The following is a 22,175-nucleotide window of genomic DNA, read 5'->3' as shown; positions in this document are numbered from 1 at the left end:
AAGGAGAGTGTACGTATGAAGAAGCATTTCCTGAAAGCGGTCAGCATGGCAATCGTACTTGCAATGACCATGTCTGTAGCAATGATGGGATGTTCCAGCAGCGAGACAACCGCTGAGAACACAGACAACAGCACACAGACTGAGGAAACAACTGAAAGCGGCGAAACCACAGCAGAAACAACCGATTATTCCGATGTAGTTATCAACTATGGTTTGACCACTGCATGGGACTCGCTGAATCCTTATGGATCTTCGAGCGGTTCGACCTTTAACCACCTGATTCTGGACAAACTGTATGACCGTCTTGCCTACATCGAAGAGGCAGCCAGCGGAATTCAGCCAAGAGCTGCTGAATCCTGGGAATCCTCTGAAGATGGTATGACAGCAACCTTCCATCTGGACCCTGACTGTAAATTCCACGATGGTACTCCAGTAACTGCAAATGACTGGGTATTCACCGCAAATCTGGTCACCGATCCTGACTTTGACTTTGGTATGAAGAGTGAGTTTAAGTTCTTCGAAGGTACCGATGACAACGGTGTTGCAACAGGCGACTCCATCGGCATCGAAGCAACCGACGACTACACACTGGTAATGCACTTTAAAAACCCAACACCAGTAGAAGACTGGATCCTTCTGCACAACAAATACTTCTACGTTCTGCCAGAGCATCTGCTGGGCGACATTGCACCTGCTGATGTAAACAGCTCTGATCTGTGGGACAACCCGAATGACATGGGTTCCGGTCCTTGCACCTACATCTCCGAGCTTTCGGGCAGCCAGCTGGAACTGGGTTCTTTTGCAGATTATCAGCTTGGCGCACCAAAATTTGGCAAACTGGTTTACACCGTTGTATCTCCATCCAACACAGTTACTTCCGTTATGACAAATGAGCTGGATATGTTCTTCCAGTCGTCCACCATCGAAGATGCAAAAGCAGCAGAAGCTGCTGGTCTGCCAGTTGAAAAATCTGATCTGCCTACCGGCGTTGCAATCTTCCTGATCAACAACCAGAACGTATCCGACAAGAGAGTTCGTCAGGCAATGAACCTTGCAATCGACAAGGATATGCTGATCAAACAGAACGTTGACGGTGAAGGTGTTCCTTCAGCAACTTACATCATTCCAGGTTCCGAATATGATGCAGGAATCGAATGGAGCCGCGATGTAGAAAAAGCAAAAGCTCTGCTGGAAGAAGCTGGATGGGACAGCAGCACAACACTGACCATGGCAGTTACCTCCGCAAGAGAAAAAATGGCAGCTCTGATTCAGCAGCAGCTGGCAGAAGCTGGTATTAACATTGAAGTTTTGACCGTTGACCTGGCAACCGAGTTTGCAGGCCTGCAGGATGGTACTTACGATCTGGGTATCTGCGGATCGACAGCAACCAGCTTCCCACTGTGGATGGAAGGTTACTATGATTACCGCAACGCAACCTACTGCCAGATTACCGATGAACGCTATGCAGAATATCAGGAAAAGATCGGTTCTGAGCTGGATGAAACAGCCAGAAAAGAACTGGTTAACGAATATCAGGAGTTCCTGTATGATGAGATGCCTCTGGTAATGCTCTATCATTCTTACTCCTTCAACGTTATCAACCCAAGAATGCAGGGTGTACATCAGGCAGACAGCGGTATGCTCAACGAAGCTGTTTGGAACTGGTCTGTAACACAGTAAGAATAGGACGCTTTTCTGAATGTAGGGGACGCATCTTTGATGCGTCCCTTCAGAAAGGCATTTTCGGTTTACAAGCCGGATAAGGAATAGATAAAGGAGGAACCTCTTATGCCGGAGCCTTTATTGAATATTGAAAATTTAAAGGTCAGCTTTGTAATAAAAAATAAAAAAACAGTGGCAGTAGAGGACGTTAACTTCTCCCTGGATGCAGGTAAAATCATCGGGATTGTTGGGGAGTCAGGCTGCGGCAAGAGCGTGACAGCGACCTCGATCCTCCGTCTGATGCCGGCGGGAACGTGTGAAATTGATCCAGAAAGCAGGATTGTTTTCCAGGGAAAAGATTTGTCAAAAGCCAGCAATGCGGAGATGCGCGATGTGCGCGGAAACAAGATTTCGATGATCTTCCAGGAGCCAATGACCTCGCTGAATCCTGTATACACCATCGGTTATCAGATGGTGGAAATGCTTCAGACACATCAGAAGATTTCCAAACAGGAAGCGATGAAGAAGAGCATTGAGATGCTGGAAAAGGTAGGAATCCCTTCGCCGGAACAGCGCATCAAGGAATATCCGCACCAGCTGTCAGGCGGTATGCGCCAGAGAGTTATGATTGCAATGGCGCTGTCGTGCAATCCACAGCTGCTGATTGCAGACGAACCTACCACTGCGCTGGATGTAACCATTCAGGCACAGATTTTGCGTCTGATGAGGGAACTGACCCACAACTACAATACCTCGGTTATTTTGATTACCCACGACATGGGCGTTGTGGCAGAGATGGCGGACAACGTCATGGTCATGTACGCCGGAAAGGACGTGGAGTATGGCACATTGGAGCAGATTTTTGACCATCCGATGCACCCATACACCATTGGCCTGTTAAGTTCGATTCCAAGACTGGATCAGGGCAAGGACGAACGTCTGTACACGATTGAAGGTACGGTACCGACGCTGGACGAGATGCCAAAAGGCTGCCGATTCTGCACCAGATGCAAAGAGGCAATGCCAAAATGTTGGGAAGCTGATCCAGGAATGCACACTTTGAAAGACGGACACAAGATCCGCTGTTGGAAGTATGTAGAGGAAGGAGGAAGCGCAGATGGCAGCACCACTGTTGGAAATTCGTAACCTGCAAAAGAGATTTCTGGTCAAAAAGAGTTTCAAAGAGGCTGACAGAGTCTATCTGAAGGCGGTAGATGGCGTTGACCTGATTATGCAAAAGGGAGAGACTGTCGATCTGGTTGGAGAATCCGGATGCGGAAAATCGACGCTGGGACGAACCATCCTCAAGCTGCACTCGGTCAGCGGAGGACAGATCTTTTACAACGGAACAGAGATCACCAACTATTCGGTCGATCAGATGATGCCGTACAGAAAAAAGATGCAGCTGATCTTCCAGGACCCATTTGCTTCGCTCAATCCCAGAAAAACTGTTTTCCAGTCGGTCAGATCTCCATTGGATATCGCCGGAGATTTGGATCGGGAACAGAAAAGACAAAAGGTTATTCAGATGCTGGACGTTGTTGGTATGGGTGAAAAATACCTCAACAAATACCCACATGAGATGTCCGGTGGTCAGCGTCAGCGAATTGTTATCGCGCGTGCACTCATCAATAACCCTGAACTGGTTGTCTGTGATGAGCCTGTATCGGCGCTGGACGTATCGGTTCGCTCACAGGTGCTCAACCTGATCAAAGATTTGCAGGAACAGATGAATTTGGCATACCTGTTTATCTCTCACGACCTCAGTGTTGTTCAGTATATCTGCGACAAGGTTGCGGTTATGTACCTGGGTAAAATCGTAGAAATTGCGGACAAACAGGATCTGTTTGCACATCCGCTGCATCCATATACCAAGGCTTTGCTCTCCGCCATTCCGGTGCCGGATATTCACCGCAAAAAGGAAGAGATTATTCTCGAAGGAGAGGTTCCAAGCCCGCTGCATCCGCCAAAGGGATGCCGCTTCCACACCCGCTGTCCATATGCAACTGAGCGCTGCTCACAGGAAACACCACAGCTTCAGGATGTGGATGGAAAGCGTAAAGTAGCTTGTCTGCGCTACCAGGAAATCAATGATTAAAGGGAGGAAAAGGATATGCTGTATCTGAATCAACGCAAGTATCCTGACATGCCCTATCAGCACAACCTGAAAAATGGTGGTGCACCGCCGGATAAATCCAATATCTCAGCGGCAGGCTGCGGATTATGCTGTTTATGTATGATTGTAGAGAACATGACGATGCACCATTTGTCGCTGGAAGATTGCCGGCAGATGGCGTATGATCTCAAAGCAAACCAGAGCGCAGGAACAAATTTGACGATTTTGGGACCCGCAGTTGCACAAAAATTTGGGTTAACCTATGCGCAGACGGATAATATCAAGGAAATGATCGCTCATGTCAGAAACGGTGGAATGGCAGTAGCCAATTCCGGCGGTGACAGAGAAGGTTATGAGGGTGTTTTCACCCACGGAGGACACTATATTCTGGTAATCGGAGCGGATGAAACAGAGGCATGTATTCTGGACCCAGCTTTGGAACCAGGAAAATTTGACTCGGAAGGACGCAAGGGAAAAGTTCAGGTAAAAGAACCTTTTGCCTACTGTAATTTTCAGGTTTTACAAAAAGACTGTGAAAATCGCAGTCCAGCCTATTACCTTTTTGCAAGAGAACGATAACATACAGCGCAAACAGGAGGTGACACAGCTTGGATTTAAACTTATATCTGAAGCAGCTGGAAACGCTGGTCAACATTGACAGCGGCTCCAGAAATACGGCGGGAGTAAATAAAGTGGCCGATGAGATCGAAAGCTGGTATCGTGGCATTGGATGGCATGTCATCAACCACGATGTTGGTCCTGAGGCAGGACGCCTGATGGAGATCTGCAATCGTCCGGCTGACCATTATGATGTCATGTTTGTTGGACACATGGACACCGTTTTTCCAGATGGAACAGCGGCACAGCGTCCATTCCACATGGATGAGGAAAATGTATACGGTCCTGGCGTCGGTGACATGAAGAACGGCGACACAGCAATGTTTCACGTGGCGCTCAACACCGATCCGGCGGTGCTGGACAAGCTGAACATCTGTATGCTGTATAATCCGGATGAGGAGATCGGCAGCCGTTACTCCAGAGAAAAGATGGATGAAATCGGCAAAAAGGCAGATTACATCATCGTCATGGAATCGGCAGGAAACAAAGGCACAAGACATTGTTTTGCACGCAAAGGTTCCATGGGATATGAACTGGAGTTCCACGGACAGGCAGCACATGCCGGCTTTATGTTCAGTGTAGAGAACGCCTCTGCGATTCTGGAGATGGGTCACTATATCGTTGAGCTGATGGGACTTGCCAGCAGAGAAGAGGACACAACGGTCAATGTCGGTGTTGTATCCGGCGGAACTGCCAACAACATTGTTGCAGATTTTGCAAAGCTGAGCGTTGAGATGCGGTTTAAAAAGGAATCGGAGCGAATCCGTCTGGAACGGGCAGTGGATAAAATGGTCAATGGAGAACCGTTTGTCAAAGGTGTTCGCACCGAAGTCGTAAAACATCGGTCCTCGCCTCCGATGATGAAGTCGGAAAAGACGGCTGCTTTTGTGAAGAGATTGCAGGCGATGGCGGACGAACTGCAGATCCATTTTGAGGAAAAGGATCGTGGTGGATTGTCCGATGCAAATCACCTTTCCCGTTGTGGAGGTGCAGTTATTCTGGACGGCATGGGTCCTCATGGAGCATTGGACCACAGCGAAAAAGAGTATGGATATTATCCATCCGCAGTGGACTGTGTCCGCTTGCTGTGCAGAATGTTAGAGGAAATCAGCAAGGATAAATCAGAAATGGAAAAATAAAGAGCGAGGGTTGACAGCTGAAAGGAGCGATAGTCATGGAAGTAAAAAACATGATCGCAGAAATTAAACAAAAGATGGAAGAAAGAGGCGGATTGAAACACGTCTATTTTGTAGCTTGCGGTGGTTCCAAAGCAGCCATCTTCCCAGGTCTGTATCTGTTGCAGAGCGAGGCAAAAACCTTTAGTGCAACCACCTACACCAGCAACGAGTTTGTACATGCAACCCCGAAGGAGCTGGATGAGCGTTGTCTGGCTGTCATCTGCTCTCTGAAAGCAACACCAGAGACAGTAGAGGCAGTTAAAACAGCAAACGAGCGTGGAGCAATCACCATTGCAATGACCGGTTCCACCAGCACCGGAATGGCAAAGGTTGGACAGTATGTACTGGTTTACTCCAACGGTGACAACCAGGATTACAGCAATTCCAACCAGGCAAACTCCCTGCGTGTTGGCTTCGAGCTGCTGCATCAAATCGAAGGCTGGGAGCTGTATGACAAAGCAATGGACGCTTATCAGTACATCGACCAGATTGTACAGGAAGGCAAGGAAAACTGTCTGGCAGAGGCGAAGGCTTGGGCTGAAAAAGAAAAGGATGAGCCAGTGTTCTATGTATTGGCATCCGGTCCAAACTATGGTGTTGCTTATTCCATGTGCTGCTGCCATTTCATGGAGATGCAGTGGAAACATGCAGTTTGCCTGCACACTGGTGAATACTTCCATGGTCCGTTCGAAACAACCGACAAACAGCTGCCAATGGTTTTGATTATGAGCGAAGGAAGAACCAGAGCATTGGATGAGCGTTGCCTGAAATTCTTGAAGACCTACGCAGAGAACTACATTGTTATCGACTTCAAAGAACTGAACAAGGGCAGAATTGATCCAGCAGTTGCAGAGTTCTTCAATCCGGTTGTACTCATCCCGATCGAAAGATACTACGTATCTCAGATGGCAGAGGTCAGAGGACATTCCATGGATGTAAGAAGATATATGTGGAAAGTAGAATACTAATGTTCTAATAATCAACAGATAGCACAGGTATACGGTGAAATTGCAGAAGGCTATTTAGGGTCAGCACGTTGCCGTATACCTGTGTTTTTTGCTAGGAAAAGATGGTACTCTGTATATAATATGACAAATTAAAGCAGAAAATATTGGATTCTTGTGGGAAATTTTGGGAGAATTCATATTGTTTTAATGTGTAGGAATATATTATAATTATGACTATAATGTGATGATTGCAAGAAGGTCGGAGTCTGGACAGGAGGTAACAATATGCTCGATTCGACAGCGATCACCCCACTTTATGTCCAGCTGATGGATTCGATTGAAGAAGATATTCGTTCTGGACGGTATCATCCCGGGGATCGTCTGATGACAGAAAATGAAATGGCAGAAACTTATAATATCAGCATCAATACGGTGCGCAGAGCCATTGGAGAACTGATTGACAAAGGGTTGGTGGAACGCAAACAGGGTAAAGGAACCTTTGTGACAAAACCCAAATTTGAGCGCAATATGCGCAAACTGCAGAGCTTTACAGATATGTGTCAGCAGATGGGAGTTACTGCAGGAGGAAAGATGCTGGAGAATAAAATTGTGACAGTGGATGAAAAAATGGCACGCCGCCTGGAAATTCCTGCGGGAAGTCGGGTTGTATTTATCTCCAGAGTCCGCTTTGCTGATTCGGAACCGGTTGTTATCGAAAACAACTACTTCACTATGGAGTATGCCTTTTTGCTGGAGGCCAATTTTGACGACAACTCACTGTTTGATTATATTGAGAAAAAAACAGGCAAAAGGGTAGCAAGTTCGGAAAAAAGGATTGAGATTTGCAGAGCAACCACTCGAGAGGGTGAACTGCTCAATGTAAAGCGCGGAGAACACCTGCTGTACGTCAAGAGTACTGCATACGATGCAGCTGGACAGCCAATGTATGCAGGCAGGCAGCTGATCAATGCTGAGCGCTTTTCATTGTATGTCTATGAATCCAACATATAACAAAAGAGGTGCACGCTATTGCGTGCACCTCTTTTTGTTTGTGGGTGAATCTATCAAATACGAGGAGATTTCATTATTTGGAAGGGTTATAAACGGTACCTACAAACAGTGGAGCATTGTCCTGAGATTCGATGACAAACAGGAAAGGACGGTCCAGCGAGAAGGTGTATTTTTCCATCTCAACCGGCATGCTCATCTTCATAATATCCATCTTGGTGTAGGCAGCAGCCTTACAGCCGTTTTCATCAATTTCGACATGGGATTCCTGTTTCACATCGGAAACAGCAACATCGCCGTCAGTGATACCGGACAGGTCTGCACTTCCATCAAAAAGCTCCTCCAGGCCGAGTGCTTTGCAGGTGTCATTCAGGTTAAATTCGGTGTCGTAGCTGAACTTCGGAACACGGACAGTGACATCGGCATAGTGGGTGCTTTCTTCGGACTGATCTGCCAAAATCTGCTGGAGGGTTTGTTCGTCGAGCAGCGAGGAGAGGGAAGCACCTTCTGCAGGAAGAACAAAGTTCATTGTCTGACCATTTTCAAATGGCAGCTTGACCATGGTATATTTATCGGTCTGGTAGTAAGCGGAACCTTTCTGCTCCTGGGTCATATAGGTGACATCGGTCTGTGTTCCATCTGACAGGGTGAATTTGTCGGTCACATTGTTTTGGGAATCGAACTGATCCGCCCATGAGCCGGTGAAATACAAAGTGTTAATGATCGAAAGAACCTGGTCTGGATTTGGCTCAAAGGTTGGATTGAGCAGTCCACCGGTCTGCTCCGAGATCCATTTTGCCATTGCATCTGCGCTGCTCTGTTTTTTGAAGTCCACCGAATAGGAGGAAGCATAGAAGTCCTCGACAGCATTTTTTGCAAAGGAGGATTTAAAGGAATAATCCTTCTGCATCCAGAGAGAGTTTGCAATCTTGAGGACGGTGTTTTCTTCATTATGATAGTTGGAAAGATAGAACTTATTCAGTCCGTTGGAAACTTCGTCCATGTTCTCCGACGCAAGAACCTGTACAATGTCCTGCTGTGTCTGACCTTTTGCTCCACTGCCCAGGATGCCAAGCGCATAGGCAAAGCTGACAGGAGAGTAGGTCTGGTTGGAGGTGGTATCTTTCAGCAGCATCGAAGAGGTTTTGGCACCGAAGGTTTGCAGACTTTGAATAAACGCTTCAGGTGTCTGATTCTGCTGCTGGTAAGTATACTGCTCGTCGATATCTTCTGGGATTTTTGGCTCGGAAACAGTATAGAGCGGTTCAACTTCTTTATCACGATTGATCATCGAAGAATATGGCTGGATGACACTTCTGGAAAGAGTAAAGGAATCGGCACTGTAAGTAACTGCCATGGAGAGAATCATTGCGGCACAGATAGCAGCGGAAATGAACTTTTTCATATGGTCAGAACCTCCTGATTTTTAATAGTGGCAAAATGCCCTTTAACCAATAGGTGTATAATTTGATTTGTTTTATTGCAGCAAAAAAAGATTTTCTTTTCAATCTTTCGTTTCACGTGAAACACAAAAACAACTGCTGCGACAAAAAGACTGAGTGTCAAAGTCAAAAAGTTTCACATGAAACATTTTTGTGGAGAAACAGGTGGAAAGAAGGCTTTTTTCTTTCTTTTCCACAGAAATTATGATATAATCAAACTAAATTCGAAGGATTTTCAGAGGAAACTCTGTTTTTATGTGACAATTTGGTCGTGGAAGGAGAGAACATAGATGGGGAAAGTGATTGCAGTTGCAAATCAGAAAGGCGGTGTTGGAAAAACAACATCGGTAATCAATCTGACCGCTGCACTGGGAAAAGCCGGAAAAAAATGTTTGCTGGTGGATGTGGATTCTCAGGGAAACTCGACAAGCGGTCTGGGCATCAATAAAAGAGAAGTGGAGTGCTCGGTATACGACCTGTTGGTGGGAGACGGTCGGGCATCAGAAGCGATTCTCAAAACTCAGTTTAAAAATGTGGACTTGATTCCATCCAGCATTGATCTGGCAGCGGCAGAAGTGGAGTTGGCAGAGAGTCAGGACAGAACGTTAAAATTACGTCAATCATTGGCGGCAATTCGCGATCAATACGACTATATTCTGATCGACTGTCCACCATCCATGGGACTGGTGACACTCAACGCATTTTCGGCATGTGACACTGTGATTATTCCGATTCAGTGTGAATATTACGCCTTGGAAGGTTTATCCCAGCTGACAGCTACTATCCGTCAGGTAAAACGCTTATACAATCCTGTGATTGAGCTGGAAGGCATCCTTCTGACAATGTACGACGGACGTCTTCGCTTAACAGAGCAGGTGGAAGCAGAGGTTCGAAAACATTTTCCAGACAAGGTATATGACACAGTGATTCCAAGAAATGTCCGTCTGTCGGAAGCTCCAAGCTTTGGAATGCCGGCGATCTATTTTGATGCTTCCTCGAGAGGCGCCAAGGCATATACTGCGCTGTGCAAGGAGTTTTTAAAGAAAAATCGTGCGAAGAAAAAGTAAGAGGTGAGAAGATTGGCACGAGCAAAAAAAGGTGGTCTGGGCAAAGGTCTGGACGCGCTGTTTATTGATAATGAAACGGTGGATACTGGGGTTGTCACTTTACGTCTGAGCGAGATTGAGCCAAACAAGGAACAGCCTCGAAAAGTTTTCTCCGAGGAAGCGCTCAATGAGCTGGCGGACTCCATCAAGGAACACGGTGTTCTGCAGCCGCTGCTGGTGCGTCCGCTTCCAACCGGAGGTTATCAGCTGGTAGCCGGAGAGCGTCGCTGGAGAGCCAGCCGGATGGCTGGATTGCAGGAGGTTCCGGTGGTCATCCGTGATATGGATGAGGAACAGGCGATGGAAATTGCGCTGATCGAAAACCTGCAGCGCGAGGACCTCAATGCGATTGAGGAGGCGTCCGGCTACAAGCTGTTGATGGAGCGCTACGGAATGACACAGGAACAGGTGGCAAAGCGTGTGGGAAAATCCCGTCCGGCGATTGCCAATGCGCTGCGTCTGCTGCATCTGCCACAGACGGTCATTACGATGGTGGAAGAAGGCGAGGTTTCTCCTGGACATGCAAGAGCACTGCTGGCTTTTGAAGATCAGAACAAGCTGCTGTCGGTGGCCCAGAAGGTAAAAACCGGCAAATATTCGGTGCGTGACATCGAAAAGATGTCCAAAGAGAAAAATGAGGAGCCGCAGGATCAGAAGGCGGAAGCTTACCAGGAAAGCTGGAGCGCGCAGGAAACCTTCTTTACCGAGATGGAGCTGGCATTGTCCAACGAATTGGGCCGCAAGGTGAAGATTGTACAGAGCGGCAATGGCGGATTGATTCAAATTCAGTTTTACAGCGAAGAGGATTTGAAACAGCTGGCGGAAAAGATGAGCAAATAATTTTAAACAAAAACAGGGGCATCATGGAGGATGTCCCTGTTTTATGATATTCTGATCGGAAAGAACGCCCAATATTGATTGAGCAGTTTTGAAAAAAGGAATATAATAAAATAAAATCAAGGCTGGAAAGAGGGGTTTTGTTTTGAGCGCAAACATTGATGTATATGAACAGTCATTTATTGTGGGACAGTATGAATGTGACTGCAACGGCAGAATGAAAGCCGGAGCACTGATGTCCCAGAGCCAGGCGATCAGCACCAACCATTGCAATGACATCGGCTTGACGATTGATGTATACCACCGCACCCACACGGTGTTTTTGTTGGCGAAAGCATCGCTGGAGCTGTACGGAGAAATCAAAGTGGGAGATAAAATTCGGATGGTGACCCGTCCATCCCGTCCAAACCGCGCAATCTACAGCAGATATACCCAGTTTTTTAACGAGCAGGGAGTGGAAGTAGCTGCACAGGATTCAAAATGGGTGTTGGTCGACACAGATACCAGAAAGATTTTGCGGAATCCGCCGGAAGAAATGAACTTTCCTTTCCACATGGAGATGGAAAAGGAGCATGATTTCACCATTCCCAAAGTAAAGGATGCTAAGCAAACCGGAACAGAGAGAGTGACCTATTCCCGCACCGATGACAATGGACATCTGAACAATACGCAGTATGCGGATATTATTTTGGACAATCTTCCATTCTCGGCGACGGTGGATCGCCAGATGAAAAAGCTGGTCATCAACTATCACAACGAGGCCAAAATGGGAGAGGAGCTTGCCATCTTTACCAAGGAACTGACAGAAGAAGGCAGCGACTCCCTCAGCTACTATGTCAGTGGATTGGATCAAAATGGTAAAAAATGTTTCGAGGGTTTTGCCCGCTTTGAATAGGAAAGAAATCAAGCAAAAGAGAAAGATGTCCTTTCATGAAAAGGACATCCTTTTTTTCTGTTTAGAGAGATATTTATGCGAATAAAAAGGAGAAAAAGGGATAAAATAAAAAAAGTAAAAAAAATTAAAAAAAGGTGTTGACAAATCCGAAAATATGTTATATAATTTAGCTCGTTGATTACGGCAATGCCGTATGACATGGCGGCATAGCTCAGCTGGCTAGAGCATTCGGTTCATACCCGAAGTGTCGATGGTTCAAATCCATTTGCCGCTACCATCGTTAAAACCTGCTCTTGCAGTTTTTATATATGTGCGGCCCGTTGGTCAAGCGGTTAAGACACCGCCCTTTCACGGCGGTATCGCGAGTTCGATTCTCGCACGGGTCACCAAAAACGGATTCCAGTTTTGGAATCCGTTTTTTTTGTATGTCCGAGAATTTGACAGAAAACAAGAAGTTTTTTAAATGCTGAAAGAAACTTTAAAAATTCCCAATATTTTCTTAAAACTCTTTGAAGCGACTTCCTGTACACTAATAAGAAGCGAACAAAGACAGGGAAAACCAAACTGCACACAAAAGGGGATGAATCTGTTGCTGGAAGTGAAAAACCTCAGCAAGCACTATGGAAACAAACAGGCGCTGGATTCGGTAAGCTTTTCGATCGAAGGGAAGGAAGCGGTCGGATTTTTGGGAATCAACGGTGCCGGTAAAACAACAACAATGAATATTCTGACGGGATATATCTCGGCTTCGGACGGCGATGTGTTGATCGAAGGAGTGGACATCCTGACCGATCCATTTCGCGCAAAAACAAAGATCGGCTACCTGCCGGAACAGCCGCCGGTCTATCAGGACATGAAGGTGTGGGAATATCTCGTTTTTATCTATAATCTGAAAAAGGTCAAAAAGAATCGAAACATAACTCAGCCGCGGGATGAATATTTGCAGAAAATTATGGATCTGGTTGGAATTGGCGATGTAAAAGATCGAATGATTCGCAATCTATCCAAAGGTTACCGGCAGAGAGTGGGATTAGCACAGGCACTGATTGGCGATCCTGAAATTCTGATCCTTGATGAACCAACGGTAGGACTGGACCCTGCACAGATTATTGAGATTCGAGAGCTGATCCGACAGTTAGCCAAGGAGCGCACCGTCTTGCTTTCGTCGCACATCCTTTCGGAGGTGCAGGAAATTTGTGACAGAATCATCATCCTTCATCGAGGCAAAATTGTTGCAGACGGAAGAACGGAGGAATTGGCCGATCAGCTGACCGGACATTTACAGATTCAGCTGGAGATAGAAGGAAATCAAAAGACAATTATCGAGCTTTTGCGTAAAATTGCAATGGTGGAGAAGGCAGAACACCGCAATGGACTGGAGTATGTGGTTTCTCTGTCAAACGACTGTACCGACAGTGCACCGGTCAGAAGAGCAATCTTCAAAACCTTCAGCAAGACCGACTGTGCGATTTTGACGATGAGCCGCAAGAATCTAAATCTGGAAGAAATCTTCCTGCGGCTGACAGCGGAAGGTTTACAGGAAGAACCGGTGGATTTAGCGGATGCACTCACCGAAGGAAATCCGGAAGAAGAAAAAGCATCAACATCCGAGCCGACACAGGAGAAGGGAGAATAAGGGATGACAGCAATATATAAAAAAGAGATGCGCTCTTATCTGACCTCTCCGGTTGGATACGTATTTTTGGCGGTATTTTTTGCGCTCTCGGGTTATTACTTTTTTGCAACCTCGTTGGTGAGCAACACGACCGACATGAGCTATGTATTTTCCAATCTATTTTCGATTGTCATTTTTCTGGTGCCGATTCTGACGATGCGTCTGTTCAGTGAAGAGCGCCGCCAGAAAACAGAACAGGCACTGTTTACGGCGCCAGTCCACTTTACGTCGATTGTCCTGGGGAAATTTTTGGCCTGTTTGAGTATTTACGGGATTGGTATGGGCATCACCATTGTCTATTATCTGGTGATGTGTGCTTTTCAGATTCCAGATGCAGCGGTATTTTGCGGAAATTTCCTGGGACTTTTGCTGCTGGGAGCGGCATTATGTGCGATTGGCCTTTATATTTCTTCCCTGACAGAGAATCAGGTGATCGCTGCTATCGGTTCGATGGCAATCGGTCTGCTTTTGATGTTTATCAACAGCTTTACGCCGGTGGTTTCCAGCGAGGCAGTGTCCAAGCTGATGGATGAACTTTCCTTTTATCAGCATTATCTGGATTTCACCAGGGGAATTTTGAACTTATCCGATCTGACCTTCTTTATCAGTGTGGCGGTATTGTTCCTGTTTTTGACAGTGCGGCATCTGGAACGCCGCCGTGTTTCCTAAGACGGAAAGGAAGGTGCCATGATGAAGAAATTTTGGAAGAAAAAAGAACATCATCCTACAACCAGACGCCAAAAGTATCTGATGCTGTCAGGAGCAACCACCTTTTTGATTGTTGTGGCGCTGGTACTGCTGAATGTATTGACGGCATATCTGACCGAGCACTATCCCATCAGTGTGGATCTGACGCCTGAAAAGGTGTTTCAGCTAACCGATCAGTCCAAGGAGTATCTGTCTGAGTTGAGCGAGCCGGTTTCGATTCAGGTTCTGACCTCCGAAAGCAACTTTGTAGGCAGCGGTGAATATTATGTCCAGGCCAATGAGGTACTTAAACAGTATGCGCAGTACTCCGATCAGATCACGCTGGAATATATCGACCTGCTGGAAAATCCATCGTTACTTTCCAATTACGAGGATGTCCAGATTGGAGATATCATTGTTTCGAGTGCGCGGCGTTCTCAGACGCTGACAGCGTATGATCTGTTCAATGTGGAGTCCGGTTCTTATTATGGAAGCTACATCACCTCCTCCAAGGCAGAACAGGCGATGACCTCGGCAATTATGAATGTAACCTCCGAGACACAGGTTAAGACGGCGATTTTCACAGGCCATGGTGAACAGTATCCAGATGGTTTTGCAGAGTTATTGACCAGCAACAATTTTGAGGTGACCTCGCTGAATCCAACGGTGGATGAAATTCCAGAGGATGTGGATGTTTTGATCTGGATGGCACCGACCAACGACCCAGATCAGGAGGTGCTCGATCGTGTGGATGCATTTTTGTCACAGGAGGGAAAAACGCTGCTGTACTTTGCAGACACGACCCAACCGGAACTGCCTCGTCTGGATGCTTTTCTGCAGAAGTGGGGAATTTCGGTGGAGCTGAGTTCGATTGTGGAGACAAACAACAACAAAGTTATCAACATGAACCCCTATTTCTCGACCATCCAGATCAGCGATCTGACACTGACCGACACGATGTCTGATACATCCATTCCATTGACGATGCCGTTTGCGCGTCCTCTGGAGCAGGTTTTTGAAACCAACATGGATATTTCCACCACCGTTTTACTGAAATCTTCGGACACTTCCTCGGTAATTCCATACGATACCGACAGCGCAGATCTGGAAAACTGGCAGCCGGAGGAATATGGCCCATTCCCGCTGGCAATCCTTTCTACAAAAACGTTTGATGACGGAGAAACCAGTCAGGTTGTTGCCTATGGTTCCTCGGTGTCGCTGAGCGACTCGCTGCTGCAGAGCGGTTCGTTTGCCAACGCGGATTACTATCTATCGGTAATGAACACACTGACCCATCGGGAAAATGTAATTTCCATCCAGTCCAAAACGCTGGGCGGTCAGGAGCTGGGATTAAATACGGCACAGGTATTTACCATCGGTTTGATCTTTATGATCGTTGTACCAATCATGACACTGGGCTGTGGTATGTATCTGTGGATCAAACGGCGCAACGCATAAGCGTGCAAAGAAAGGAAGTTGGTGCATGAAAAAACAAACGACAGCGCTGGCGGCAAGTTTTCTGCTGGTTCTGGTGCTGGTTGGACTGCTGGTTTTTCTGATATTTCGGTTCCAGACGCAGGAAGAGCAGGAAACGGGAGAAACGCAGAGCTCGTCGGAAGAAGTGCTGTTGTCCTTATCGGTCGATGACATCAACACCATCCAGATTCAGAATCCAAGCGATGAGTTTACGCTGGTCAATCAGGGCGATGGTTTTGTCATCGAGGGCTTGGAGGAACTGGATGTATCCAGTCTGAACGTCAGCAATCTGACAGCCTGCTTTTCCAACCTGACCGCACAGAGAAAGCTGCTCAGCCTTTCTGAGGAAACAGAGGCAGAAACCATCGGGGACTCCCAGGAGTCGCTGGTACAATACGGACTGGACACACCGTCCTATACAGTGAAAATCGTGACGGCAGAAGGAACAGAAGAGGTGCTCTATCTGGGAGATGAGGCGCCCAATGGCAGCAGTGTCTATGCACTGTACGAAGATGGTGTCTATCTGCTGAACGACGATATTCTGGACAGCGTTTCCAGGCATCGGTATTCCTTCCTGAACAATGAAATCACAGAGGCAGAACCGGAGTACACACAGGCGGTAATCACCCTGTCGGGATCGGTACGTCCATCTGCCATTACACTGGAGATTCAGACGGTGGAGGATGAGGAAAGCACAGAAGCAGAAGAAACAGAGGAAGTTGTTGTTTCCTCGACCGAAAAAGAGTATAAGATGACGACGCCGATCGAGCAGACCATCAGCGAAGCCTCCGCTTCACAGGTGACCGAAGGACTTTTCTCCTTATATGCAAACTCGATTGAGGCGGTTTATCCGACCGAGGATGAACTGATTAACTTTGGACTGGATGATCCATATTCGGTGATTTCGGTACAGATGGACGGAGTGGAGAGCTTTACCCTGAAAACATCTGCGCCGGACAGCAACAACTATGTCTATCTGATGCGGGAGGATTCCCCGATGGTTTATCTGGTGTCCTCCAGCCGTTTAAGCTGGTTGACGGTACAGGCAGAACAGCTTGTTCAAAGCGTGTACCAGCCGGTATCGCTTGACGAGGTGGTACAGTTACAGGTAACCGGTACCAGTGCAAGCTATGACTTTATCCTCTCTCATTCAGACGATGGCACTACGGTAGACTGCAATGGAACACAGGTAGATACAGAACTGTTTGAGGAACTGTATCAGACAATCACAGCTATTCCACCGGACAAGATGAGCAGCAAAGAACCGACGCTGGATGCGGTGCTCACCATGACTATTTCCTATGTGGATGACACGAGAGAAGCGGATATCTTTGTCCTGACACCAACAGGCGACGGCTCGGTCTATATCTCGCTCAACGGTGAGAACAAATATACAGTGCAGCAGGATATCGTCAATCAGATTCTGAACAACTGCCAGAACGCAGTTGACGGAAAGGAAATTTCCAATCTGGCATAAATAAAAGGCAGCGAAGTTGATGGAAGCTTCGCTGCCTTTTTTGTGATAATTCGACAGTAGAATACAAAAAGTATAAGAAAATATATTCTAAAAGTATACTGAAAGATAAAAATAACATTATGGACAATAAATTCAGATATTTTGCTTTTGGTATCGAAGAAACTATGATATAGTGAAAGGAAGAAAATGAAATGGAAGGATGACAGACAGATGGACATTTTACAGGTGCTGGCAAAGGAGCTTTCTGTGCCGCTCAAACAGATTGAGAGTGCGGTCACACTGATGGATGAGGGAAACACCATTCCTTTTATCGCCCGCTATCGAAAGGAAGCAACCGGCGGTTTGGACGACACCGTCCTGCGCAATCTGAGCGAACGCTTATCCTATTTGCGGAATCTGGAAAAAAGAAAAGAGGAAGTGCTGGGGCTGATTGAACAGAGCGGCAAGCTGGATGAGAAGCAGCTGGCACAGATGAAACAGGCACTGGAACAGGCGCAGATGCTTTCCGAGGTGGAGGACCTTTACCGTCCTTATAAGCAGAAGCGAAAGACCAGAGCTTCGGTTGCCAGGGAAAAGGGTTTACAGGGATTGGCCGACTGGCTGATGCGGCAGAAGGCAGATCAGTCGCTGGAACAAAAGGCAGCAGGCTATATCAATCCCGACAAAGGTGTCGAGGATGCCGCAGCAGCGATTGCCGGAGCCAAGGATATCCTGGCAGAGGAGATCAGCGATTCAGCGGACATCCGTGCATCACTGCGAGATTATTTACAGAAAAATGCCCTGATTTCGACAACAACAGGTACAAATGAAAACAAAATATACAATATGTACTCGGAATTCAGCGAATCGGTGGGCAAAATTGCGCCGCACCGCATCTTGGCAATCGACCGCGGAGAACGGGAACAGGCACTGAAGGTCAAGGTAGAGGTTGACGACAAGGTCTGTCTGGGACGGATGGAGCACAAAGTGATCCGCAGAGATTCTCCGTTTGCTGCCTTACTGCGGGAGGTATGTGAGGACAGCTATCAGCGTCTGCTGTTTCCTTCGCTGGAGAGAGAGCTGCGCGGACAGCTGACCGAAAAAGCATGCAGACAGGCGATCGGTGTATTTTCGGAAAACTTAAAAAATCTGCTGATGCAGCCGCCGGTCAAAGGTGCAGTGACGATGGGGTTTGACCCTGCGTACCGGACCGGCTGCAAAATTGCGGTGGTGGATGCGACAGGCAAGGTGTTGGAAACAACGGTGGTTTACCCGACACCGCCGCAGAATCGCACCGAACAGGCAAAGAAGGTTTTGGCGGGCTTGATCCGCAAATACGGAGTCAGTGTGATTGCCATCGGAAACGGAACAGCAAGCAAGGAGTCGGAAATCTTTGTGGCAGAGCTGCTCGGTGAGATAAACGGTGAAGGAAAGGACAAGGTATCCTATATGGTGGTCAGCGAAGCAGGAGCGTCGGTATATTCGGCATCCAAACTGGGAGCAGAGGAGTTTCCGCAGTTTGACGTTTCGCTGCGCAGTGCAGTTTCGATTGCGCGCAGATTGCAGGACCCGCTGGCAGAGCTGGTGAAGATCGACCCGAAGGCGATCGGTGTAGGACAATATCAGCACGACATGCCGCCGAAGGAGCTGGACACAGCGCTTGGCGGCGTAGTGGAGGACTGCGTCAACAAGGTGGGCGTGGATTTGAACACAGCCAGTCAGTCGCTGCTTTCGTATGTAGCGGGAGTGAATACATCGGTTGCAAAGAACATCGTCAGCTATCGGGAGGAGAATGGTTCCTTTACAAAGCGCAGTCAGCTGATGGAGGTGCCGAAGCTGGGCAAAAAGGCGTACGAGCAGTGCGCAGGCTTTTTGCGGGTGATGGAAAGCGAGAATCCGCTCGACCGCACCGGTGTTCACCCGGAGAGTTATGCGGCGGCAAAGAAGCTGCTGCAGCTGTGCGGATATGATTTGGAGGATGTGCTGGGTGCAAAGATTACCCAGCTGCCGCAGCGTGCCGCCCAGTTGGGAACGATGGAGCAGCTGGCCAAACGGTTGGAAATCGGCGAGCCGACGCTGCGGGACATGATTGCGGAGTTGCTCAAACCTGGAAGAGACCTGCGCGACGAGCTGCCAAAACTGATGCTGCGCACCGATGTCATGGAGCTTAAGGACTTAAAGCCGGACATGATTCTGACTGGTACGGTGCGCAATGTCACCGATTTCGGCGCGTTTGTGGATATCGCAGTGCATGAGGATGGATTGGTGCATCTGTCCCAGATCTGCGACCGGTACATCAAACATCCATCCGAAGTGCTCAAGGTGGGAGACATTGTCAAGGTCAGGGTGCTGGATGTGGATTTGCAGAGAAAGCGCATCTCGCTGAGCATGAAAGGGATCGAGCAGAACAAGGGATAGGGAGGAAACGCAGATGGCAAGTCATGAGTTTGGAATCATGCAGGAGGCTCCGGTTCTGGGACAGCGGTTTGATGAATATGAGCCGGACAAGTACCACTGCATCAAGGTGGACGACGATGTGCTGGAGCTGGTTGCAGAGCAGCTCTGTGCGGCGGATTGCTATTGGCATGCGCTGGATGTGCCTGGCAAGGGATTGGCCTATTGTGGAATTACTTTGATTCCACCGGCTTCACTTCCCTTGATGTGTGACATCATTGCAGCAGTCCCAGAACTTGCTGACTTGCACAGGATGCTTATTCAGGCTTGGAAAGAAGATAAGTATGTCATTCATTATGGATTATAGGTTAGAAAGGATGGCGAGATAAGTTGACGGGGCAGCGCCTTCCGGCCCGTGTGCTGACCTATTGGAGAATCAGGCTGCTGCTGTTCTGCATAGGTCCGGCGATGGTCGGAGGATTTCTTTATTATACAAAGGCAAGCTGGTTTACCATTTGGACGTTTGTTTGGATGGCAGTATTTTTGCTGTTATGTTTTGTGTATTATCCGATGTACTATCATTTTTACCACTATGCCGTCAGCGATCGGATGGTGCGGGTCAGCCGCGGCGTTTTATACAATCAGATGGATGCGGTGTATATCCGCAATGTGCAGTATACGACACTCAGTCAGACACCGCTGCAGAAATTGATGAATCTGGCAAGCCTGCGATTGTATGCGGCGGGAGGCGTGATCCGTATCGCTGGGCTGAACTATGAGGAAGCACGTCTTTTGCGGGTACAGTTAGGACGCAAAATGGAGGTGGAGCATGGAGAACACAGTGACAATTAAGCGATGCCGTCCGCATCCGCTGTATATCCTGAGCAACCTGTGGCGTTATCTGTTCATCCTGCTGATTCCAGTTGTCAGAGGTTTATACTTTGTGCTCATCAACAGCTTTTCATTGACAGAGGGATTTACTTTGGGAGTCAATCTGTCCCGATGGCTGCATGGCGCCTGGATGGACCTGCTGGTTCTGTTTGCCTTTCTATCGCTGGGTATCCTATTGTGGGCAACCTTCACGGTGGAGGTGTCGGGAGATGGGTTACTGGTCAAACGAGGTGTCTTTCGCAGAGAGCTGACCTTTTTGCCGGTATCCCGCACCTGCTGCATCTCGGTGATTCAACCGCTGCGCCTGTGGTTATTTGGTGCAGTATATCTGCGGGTGGATACGGCGGGAGGAAGCATCCAGAATGCGGATCTGTTGGTGATGCTCAAAAAGAAGGATTGTCAGAAGATTTTGCGGATGCTGCAGGCACCGGTTCCGCTGGCTCCCTTATCTCCGGTGCGAAGCTACAAGCCAAAGAGCCGATATGTGTTTATTCTGGCACTGATTACCTCCAACTCGTTTGCAGGAATGGTGTTGATCTCTACCTTTATTACCCAGGTAGGCAACATTTTGGGGCAGAGATTTTCCGAGATGATTTATGGTACCTTTGAAAATGTTGCGAGGACGCTGGCCTTTGGAATCCCACCGGCGGCTTTTTCATTGGCAAGTGTGATGTCATTGGGATATCTTTGTGCCTTTGTCGCCAGTCTTGCGCGGCACGCGAATTTTCAAGTGATGCGCCGCCGCAATCTATTGGAGGTCAATGCCGGCCTTTTGACCAGACGTTCTTACCGGATTGAGGTGAGCAAGATTGGTTATCTGGATATTCGGCGGTCGTTGCTAACCTGTATTTTGGGAGTCTATTCTATCTTCCTGTCCACGGTGGGATATGGCAAGTTTAAGGATGATGTTTCCGCACTGATTCCCTGTGTGCGAAGAAGGCAGCTGAACTACAGTTTACGTCTGCTGCTGCCGGAGTATCATCTGTCCGAGCGGACGCTGCGGCCGCATCGCATTCGTTCGGCGTTTCGGTATACATCGAGAACGTTGGCGCTGATTGTAGCGGTGCTGGCTGCAAGGATCGTATTATGCTACTTCTTTCCAGATTGGCGGGAGCTGATCGTATGGGTGGCTTTTATGGCAAACTTTCCACTGATCTGGCTTTTGATCGTAAAGCTGATTGATTTAAACACCGCGGGAATCTCTTTTCAGGATGGATGCTATACACTTCGTTACTCCAAGGGCTTTTCGCTGCATCAGGTGATTATCCGGCCGGAGCGGATCGTGCGCATCCGAAGAGTGCAGAGCTTTTTGCAGCGAAGGACAGGCAGGTGCGATGTTTATGTTTATTCCTATTCGGAAGGGCGTCAGACACACCATATCCGAGATTTAAAGAGGGAAGAAACAGAGAAGATTTTCTGCGAAGAAAATATTTCCTAAAAAATAAAGATAAAAGACCTGACTTCGGTAAATATTGAAGTCAGGTCTTTTATCTTTAAGAACAGAAAAGATGGTCGCCAATCTGGGTGATAACGGTTCGGGAGCGAATCCACTTGTTGGATGTCTTATCAGGATTATAGTAGTAGAGTGCACCGCCGGTAGGATCGGAGCCATTGAGAGCTTCACGGGCTGCACGGCGTGCGGAGTCGGTGACCGCTTCGTTGATCTGCCCGTCGGTAATGGCGGTGAAGGCGCCAGGCTGATAGACAACACCGGAGATGCTGTCAGGGAAGGAGGAGGACTCCACGCGGTTGAGGACAACCGCGCCGACTGCTACCTGTCCGATATA

General features: G+C 47.8%; 20 protein-coding genes and 2 tRNA genes. 20 read left to right on the top strand and 2 right to left on the bottom strand.

What is annotated here, in order from left to right; genetic code table 11:
* Positions 1–15 precede the first annotated feature (15 nt).
* From Q0L39_RS00110 to Q0L39_RS00080, 7 genes are all read left to right on the top strand, one after another.
* The gene (locus Q0L39_RS00110; RefSeq protein WP_296626304.1) at positions 16–1,680 is read left to right on the top strand and encodes an ABC transporter substrate-binding protein; all 1,665 of its coding nucleotides are present in this window, start codon (positions 16–18) and stop codon (positions 1,678–1,680) included.
* Positions 1,681–1,788: 108 nt separating this feature from the next.
* Complete coding sequence (locus Q0L39_RS00105) at positions 1,789–2,808, top strand: ABC transporter ATP-binding protein (protein ID WP_296626303.1); 1,020 nt, start codon at positions 1,789–1,791, stop codon at positions 2,806–2,808.
* Positions 2,780–3,760, top strand: coding sequence for an ABC transporter ATP-binding protein (locus Q0L39_RS00100; protein WP_296626302.1), 981 nt, complete (start codon positions 2,780–2,782; stop codon positions 3,758–3,760). Before Q0L39_RS00105 ends, Q0L39_RS00100 begins: the two co-directional genes overlap by 29 nt.
* Positions 3,761–3,775: 15 nt before the next feature.
* Entirely contained in the window at positions 3,776–4,357 is a 582-nt protein-coding gene (locus Q0L39_RS00095; RefSeq protein ID WP_296626301.1) for a hypothetical protein, read from the top strand.
* A 29-nt stretch (positions 4,358–4,386) separates the two neighbouring features.
* Entirely contained in the window at positions 4,387–5,535 is a 1,149-nt protein-coding gene (locus Q0L39_RS00090; protein WP_296626300.1) for a M20 family metallopeptidase, read from the top strand.
* Between the two features lie 35 nt (positions 5,536–5,570).
* Positions 5,571–6,542, top strand: a complete 972-nt coding sequence (locus Q0L39_RS00085; RefSeq protein ID WP_296626299.1) for an SIS domain-containing protein — start codon at positions 5,571–5,573, stop codon at positions 6,540–6,542.
* A 264-nt stretch (positions 6,543–6,806) separates the two neighbouring features.
* On the top strand, positions 6,807–7,532 hold the full coding sequence (locus Q0L39_RS00080; protein ID WP_296626298.1) for a GntR family transcriptional regulator: 726 nt from the start codon (positions 6,807–6,809) through the stop codon (positions 7,530–7,532).
* A 73-nt stretch (positions 7,533–7,605) separates the two neighbouring features.
* Here the strand turns inward: Q0L39_RS00080 and Q0L39_RS00075 are convergent, their stop codons facing one another.
* Positions 7,606–8,934 (bottom strand): serpin family protein, encoded by a 1,329-nt coding sequence (locus Q0L39_RS00075; protein WP_296626297.1) that lies wholly within the window; start codon positions 8,932–8,934, stop codon positions 7,606–7,608.
* A 327-nt stretch (positions 8,935–9,261) separates the two neighbouring features.
* Between Q0L39_RS00075 and Q0L39_RS00070 the strand changes: the two genes are divergently transcribed.
* From Q0L39_RS00070 to Q0L39_RS00010, 13 genes are all read left to right on the top strand, one after another.
* Complete coding sequence (locus Q0L39_RS00070; protein ID WP_296626296.1) at positions 9,262–10,038, top strand: AAA family ATPase; 777 nt, start codon at positions 9,262–9,264, stop codon at positions 10,036–10,038.
* Positions 10,039–10,050: 12 nt separating this feature from the next.
* Positions 10,051–10,917: a ParB/RepB/Spo0J family partition protein gene (locus Q0L39_RS00065; protein ID WP_296626295.1), complete on the top strand. Its 867-nt coding sequence runs from the start codon at positions 10,051–10,053 to the stop codon at positions 10,915–10,917.
* A gap of 142 nt (positions 10,918–11,059) precedes the next feature.
* Positions 11,060–11,809, top strand: a complete 750-nt coding sequence (locus Q0L39_RS00060) for an acyl-ACP thioesterase domain-containing protein (protein WP_296626294.1) — start codon at positions 11,060–11,062, stop codon at positions 11,807–11,809.
* 200 nt (positions 11,810–12,009) lie between these two features.
* A tRNA-Met gene (locus tag Q0L39_RS00055) sits at positions 12,010–12,086 on the top strand.
* A gap of 37 nt (positions 12,087–12,123) precedes the next feature.
* Positions 12,124–12,198 (top strand) — tRNA-Glu (locus tag Q0L39_RS00050).
* A 209-nt stretch (positions 12,199–12,407) separates the two neighbouring features.
* Entirely contained in the window at positions 12,408–13,445 is a 1,038-nt protein-coding gene (locus Q0L39_RS00045) for an ABC transporter ATP-binding protein (RefSeq protein WP_296626371.1), read from the top strand.
* 3 nt (positions 13,446–13,448) lie between these two features.
* Positions 13,449–14,153, top strand: a complete 705-nt coding sequence (locus tag Q0L39_RS00040; protein ID WP_296626293.1) for an ABC transporter permease subunit — start codon at positions 13,449–13,451, stop codon at positions 14,151–14,153.
* Positions 14,154–14,171: 18 nt separating this feature from the next.
* On the top strand, positions 14,172–15,629 hold the full coding sequence (locus Q0L39_RS00035) for a GldG family protein (protein WP_296626292.1): 1,458 nt from the start codon (positions 14,172–14,174) through the stop codon (positions 15,627–15,629).
* 25 nt (positions 15,630–15,654) lie between these two features.
* On the top strand, positions 15,655–17,124 hold the full coding sequence (locus Q0L39_RS00030) for a DUF4340 domain-containing protein (protein WP_296626291.1): 1,470 nt from the start codon (positions 15,655–15,657) through the stop codon (positions 17,122–17,124).
* A gap of 210 nt (positions 17,125–17,334) precedes the next feature.
* Entirely contained in the window at positions 17,335–19,521 is a 2,187-nt protein-coding gene (locus Q0L39_RS00025; RefSeq protein ID WP_296626290.1) for a Tex family protein, read from the top strand.
* 13 nt (positions 19,522–19,534) lie between these two features.
* A complete protein-coding gene (locus tag Q0L39_RS00020; RefSeq protein ID WP_296626289.1) occupies positions 19,535–19,864 on the top strand; it encodes a hypothetical protein in 330 nt (109 codons plus the stop codon).
* A gap of 23 nt (positions 19,865–19,887) precedes the next feature.
* Positions 19,888–20,349: a PH domain-containing protein gene (locus tag Q0L39_RS00015; protein ID WP_296626288.1), complete on the top strand. Its 462-nt coding sequence runs from the start codon at positions 19,888–19,890 to the stop codon at positions 20,347–20,349.
* The gene (locus tag Q0L39_RS00010) at positions 20,327–21,826 is read left to right on the top strand and encodes a PH domain-containing protein (RefSeq protein ID WP_296626287.1); all 1,500 of its coding nucleotides are present in this window, start codon (positions 20,327–20,329) and stop codon (positions 21,824–21,826) included. The genes Q0L39_RS00015 and Q0L39_RS00010 overlap by 23 nt, the downstream gene beginning before the upstream one ends.
* Positions 21,827–21,881: 55 nt before the next feature.
* Here the strand turns inward: Q0L39_RS00010 and Q0L39_RS00005 are convergent.
* The coding region (locus Q0L39_RS00005) for a cell wall hydrolase (RefSeq protein ID WP_296626286.1) at positions 21,882–22,175 on the bottom strand (294 nt) is incomplete at its 5' end.

The organism is uncultured Negativibacillus sp. (genome assembly GCF_944388365.1).
GTDB lineage: Bacteria > Bacillota > Clostridia > Oscillospirales > Ruminococcaceae > Negativibacillus.
Note: the sequence above shows the minus strand (reverse complement) of the source record. Positions and strands in the feature narration are given on the sequence as shown.